This window comes from Intrasporangium sp. (assembly GCF_051961875.1).
Lineage (GTDB): Bacteria > Actinomycetota > Actinomycetes > Actinomycetales > Dermatophilaceae > Intrasporangium_A.
The window spans coordinates 1-4,485 of record NZ_JBQCCV010000226.1 but is presented as its reverse complement, the minus strand read 5'-3'; the positions used below and the strand labels follow the sequence as shown (position 1 = coordinate 4,485).

The window sequence follows — 4,485 nt, the reverse complement described above, 5'->3', positions numbered from 1 at the left end:
GTCCCGCTGATCGTCCCGCCCGTGCCGGCGCCGGCAACGAAGTGCGTGACGCGACCGTCCGTGTCCGCCCAGATCTCCGGACCGGTGGAGTGGTAGTGGCTGTTCGGCCCCTCCGGATTGAAATACTGGTTCGGCTTCCAGGCCCCGTCGATCTCCTTCACCAGCCGGTCCGAGACGCTGTAGTACGAGTCGGGGTGGTCCGGCGCGACCGACGTGGGGCACACGACGACCTCGGCGCCATACGCCTTGAGCACGTCACGCTTGTCCTGGCTGACCTTGTCCGGGCAGACGAAGACGCACTTGTAGCCGCGCCGCTGCGCGACGAGGGCGAGCCCGACGCCGGTGTTGCCACTGGTCGGCTCGACGATCGTGCCACCGGGCTTCAGCAGCCCCTCGCGCTCCGCGGTGTCGATCATCCGCAGCGCGATCCGGTCCTTGACCGAGCCGCCCGGGTTGAAGTACTCGACCTTGGCGAGGACGGTGCACTTCACCCCCGCGTCCCGGGTGACGGTGTTGAGCTTGACGAGCGGGGTGTTCCCGACGAGGTCTGCGACGTGCTCTGCGTACTTCACGCTGCCATCCTCCCAGACGCTCCGCCCCTTCCCCACCAACCCGTATGCCGCTCACCTCACGGGCGTCGCCGGCCCGGCCTCTCGACGCGGCCCCTCCCTACGGACCACCCACCCTCGAAGGGCCACGTCACTTCCCGTCGAAGGTCACGAGTCGGTCGAGTGCGGGGCGCCCATCATTTCCGGGAGTTAACGTGAGGGCACAGTCGATCCGCGGAGCTGAGTGGCGACAGGAGGAGCGGGAATGGGTCGGGCACGGCGCGCTCGCCGCATCGCGCAGCAGGCGGTCTACGGAGGAGGTGGCGCGGCCGCAGCGCTGGGCGCCTTGGGGCTGGCCGGGTACGGCGTGCTTCGCGTCGAGGCGGAGCTCGCGAAGCGGATCGTCGGCGCGCCCTTCGACGGGGCTCCCGACGACAGCGGCATCTACGGCTACGGCGCGGGCGCGCCCCTCCGGTTGGTGATGCTGGGCGACTCCACCGCGGCGGGGATGGGCGCCGCACACCGGGAGCAGACGATCGGGGCGATCATCGCCCACGGCGTCGCGGCCCTGTCGGGCCGGCCGGTCGAGCTGACGAACGTGGCCATCGTCGGTGCGGAGTCGCCCGAGCTGGGCGACCAGGTCATCCAGGCCCTCGAGCAGGTTCCCCGACCGGACGTCGCGGTCATCTCGATCGGCGCGAACGACGTCACGCACCGCAACGACCGCACCGCCGCCGTCCGCCACCTCGAGATGGCCGTGAGCCGCCTGCGCGAGACGGGCGCCGAGGTCGTCGTCGCGACCTGCCCCGACCTCGGCGCCATCGAGCCGCTGGCCCAGCCGCTCAAGCTGCTCGCCCGCCGCTGGTCCCGCGACCTCGCCGCCGCGCAGACCGTCGCGGTGGTCGAGGCGGGCGGGCGGGCCGTGTCGGTCGGCAACCTGCTGGGCCCGAGCTTCCGCAGCGAGCCGAAGGTGATGTTCAGCGAGGACCGGTTCCACCCGAGTCCCGCCGGCTACGCCAGGGTCGCGGCGGCCCTGCTGCCCTCCGTCGTCGCGGCCCTCGAGCTGCTCGGCGAGCCCGTCGCCGCCCCGAGCATCCGGGGCGAGGAGGTCGGCCCGCTCGCGGTCACGGCGACGAAGGCCGTCCGGCAGCCCGGCAGCGAGGTGGGGCCGGCCGAGATCGGGGGCGAGTCACGCGGACCGCGCGGCCGGTGGGCGGTGCTGCTCCACCGAGTCCTGGCCCCGCTGCCGCAGCCGGGCGGTGCCACCCCGCAGACCCCGCAGATTCCCGTCGAGCCGGACGCCCCGGAACGCTCCGAGGCCCGCTCGCCCTAGGGCGGTCAGAGCGTGATGATCTGGTCGACCGGCGGGGCGGTGATGGCGAGGTCCTCGTTCCACTGGGAGAACGTCAGCTGCCCGGGGCTCTCCTTGGTCATGCTGAAGCGCATGAGCTGCATCGAGTCCTTGGCCACGTAGAGGGCACCGTTGTCCTTGCCGGACTTGTCGGTGAGCACCCAGCAGTCCACCCCGCCGACGGCCTCGGAGCGGACCTTGCCGTCGAGGTCGCTGTTGCCGACCGACCCGAAGGCCTGGTTCATGAAGGACTTGAGGCTGACCTGGTCGGCCAGGCTGCCGGCACTCGAGGGGGCCTTGACGAACTTGTCGCCCGCCTTCTGCACCGATTCCGGGGCGCCCTGCCCCTTCCAGAACTTCTCGTCACCCTGCAGGTAGACCTGGCCGTCCACGGCGATGAGGTGGATCTTGCCCATGTCGGCCTGCTCGAGGTGGACGTCCGAGGTCTTCCCGTCGGCCGTGCCCTTGAAGGCGATCTTCAGCTTCTCGCCGCCCTGCTCGATCTCGCCCTCGAAGGCCGCGGACTTCGCGGCGAGCGCGTTCGCCTTGACCTTGCCGAGGATGTCGGAGGCCTTCGGCGTGCTCGCCTCGGTGGTGGTCGAGGACGCGCTCGTGCTCGTCGGCGCGGCCGTCGAGCCGGAGCTCGCGGCCGGCGCCTCGTCCTTGGCGCAGCCGGCGGCGGCAAGCGTGATGGCGAGTGCTCCTGCAAGCGCGACGGTGCGACGGATCGTCGTGGTCATCAATCCCCTGCCGTGGGGCGCCCCCGCGGGCGCTCTTCCTCACGCGCCTCGGTGCGCGTCTGTCGGGCACGACCCTAGCGAAACCACCTGCGCCGGCACCGACCCGTGTCCTCCGCCACACCGCTACCCGATGCGGGCCCGAGCACTTCCGCGGGAGGAGGTGAGCGGCATACGATCGCCTCTGGGGTGAGCGCCCGCTTACCCACGCCATCGAGGAGGACCCGTGCCCGAAGCCGTCATCGTCTCCACCGCCCGCTCGCCGTTCGGTCGAGCCTTCAAGGGCAGCCTCAAGGAGGTCCGCCCCGATGACCTCGCCGCGACCGTCATCCAGGCCGCGCTCGACAAGGTTCCGGCCCTCGACAAGACGCTCGTCGAGGACATCTACCTCGGCTGTGCGGAGCCGTCGGGCCGCCACGGGTCCAACATGGCCAAGGTCGTCGCGACGCTCCTCGGCCTCGACACCACGCCCGGCGCGACGGTCAACCGCTTCTGCGCGAGCTCGGCCCAGACGACCCGGATGGCCTTCCACGCGATCAAGGCCGGCGAGGGAGACATCTTCGTCTCCGCGGGCGTCGAGTGCGTGTCGCAGTACACGAACTGGGCCGGGGCCGGGGGCGCTGCCGCCGACGTGCAGAACCCGAAGTTCGCGGATGCCCAGGAGCGCACCACCAAGCTCGCCCAGACGAACGAGACGTGGACCGACCCGCGCGAGAACGGCGCCCTGCCCGACGTGTACATCGCCATGGGCCAGACGGCCGAGAACGTCGCAACCGCCTACGGGATCACCCGCGAGCGCCAGGACGAGTGGGGCGTCACCTCGCAGAACCGCGCCGAGGCCGCCATCGGCCGGGGCTTCTTCGACTGGGAGATCACCCCGATCACGACCCCCGACGGCACGGTCGTGAGCAAGGACGACGGCCCGCGGGCCGGCGTGACGCTCGAGGCGGTGCAGGCCCTGAACCCGGTGTTCCGCGAGAACGGCACCGTGACCGCCGGCAACTGCTGCCCGCTCAACGACGGCGCCGCGGCCCTCGTCGTCATGAGTGACACGAAGGCCAGGGAGCTCGGCCTCGAGCCGCTGGCGCGGGTCGTGTCGACGGCCGCGTCCGGACTCTCCCCCGAGATCATGGGCCTCGGCCCGATCGAGGCGAGCAGGCTCGCGCTGCAGCGGGCCGGCATGACGATCGGCGACATGGACCTCTACGAGATCAACGAGGCCTTCGCCGCCCAGGTCATCGGCTCGGCCGATGCGCTCGGTATGGACTACGACAAGCTCAACGTCAACGGCGGCGCCATCGCGATCGGCCACCCGTTCGGGGCGACGGGCGCGCGCATCACCGGCACGATCATCAACGCGCTGCGTGAGCGGGACCAGCAGTTCGGCCTCGAGACGATGTGCGTCGGCGGCGGCCAGGGCATGGCGGTCGTCTTCGAGCGCCTCTCCTGACGCCCCTCCCGCCCGCTTCCCCGAACGGACCGCTCGAGGTCGAACTGGTCGGTGTACCGGCCCGCTCGACCACGAGCGGTCCGTTCGTCGTTGTCAGAGGGCCCTGCGTATGCCGCTCAGCTCGCTCGCGACGTCCGTGACCCGGGTGCCGGGCCTCGTCGGGTCGAAGGCGGCGCAGTGGTCCTGCACCATGACCGTGAGCTGGTCCATGACGACGCCCGGACCGAGTGCGGGCACCGGCTGGAGTGGCCGTCCGCGTGACTCGGCCACGTCGTCGGCGAGGCCCTGGACGAGGGTGGCGACGAGCGGCATACGGGAAAGCGGGGGGGGGGGCGGGGGGGGGGGCGCCCCCGCCCCCCCCCCCGCGGCGCCCCCCCGCGCGGCGCGCCGGGGGGGGGG

5 protein-coding genes are annotated in these 4,485 nt (G+C 71.9%); 2 read left to right on the top strand and 3 right to left on the bottom strand.

The genetic code is table 11. The annotated features are described in order from the left end of the window. Window positions 1-572: pyridoxal-phosphate dependent enzyme (locus tag ACTHJJ_RS13395; RefSeq protein WP_440303435.1), on the bottom strand; the 572-nt coding region annotated here is incomplete at its 3' end. Between the two features lie 241 nt (window positions 573-813). Here ACTHJJ_RS13395 and ACTHJJ_RS13390 point away from each other — a divergent pair. Beyond that, window positions 814-1,881, top strand: coding sequence for an SGNH/GDSL hydrolase family protein (locus ACTHJJ_RS13390; protein WP_440303434.1), 1,068 nt, complete (start codon window positions 814-816; stop codon window positions 1,879-1,881). 5 nt (window positions 1,882-1,886) lie between these two features. Here the strand turns inward: ACTHJJ_RS13390 and ACTHJJ_RS13385 are convergent, their stop codons facing one another. Continuing rightward, window positions 1,887-2,639 (bottom strand): hypothetical protein, encoded by a 753-nt coding sequence (locus ACTHJJ_RS13385; protein WP_440303433.1) that lies wholly within the window; start codon window positions 2,637-2,639, stop codon window positions 1,887-1,889. Between the two features lie 223 nt (window positions 2,640-2,862). Here ACTHJJ_RS13385 and ACTHJJ_RS13380 point away from each other — a divergent pair, with 223 nt between their 5' ends. Further along, a complete protein-coding gene (locus ACTHJJ_RS13380) occupies window positions 2,863-4,086 on the top strand; it encodes an acetyl-CoA C-acetyltransferase (protein ID WP_440303432.1) in 1,224 nt (407 codons plus the stop codon). A 93-nt stretch (window positions 4,087-4,179) separates the two neighbouring features. Here ACTHJJ_RS13380 and ACTHJJ_RS13375 read toward each other — a convergent pair whose 3' ends face one another. After that, a complete protein-coding gene (locus ACTHJJ_RS13375) occupies window positions 4,180-4,398 on the bottom strand; it encodes a hypothetical protein (RefSeq protein WP_440303431.1) in 219 nt (72 codons plus the stop codon). Window positions 4,399-4,485: the final 87 nt, after the last annotated feature.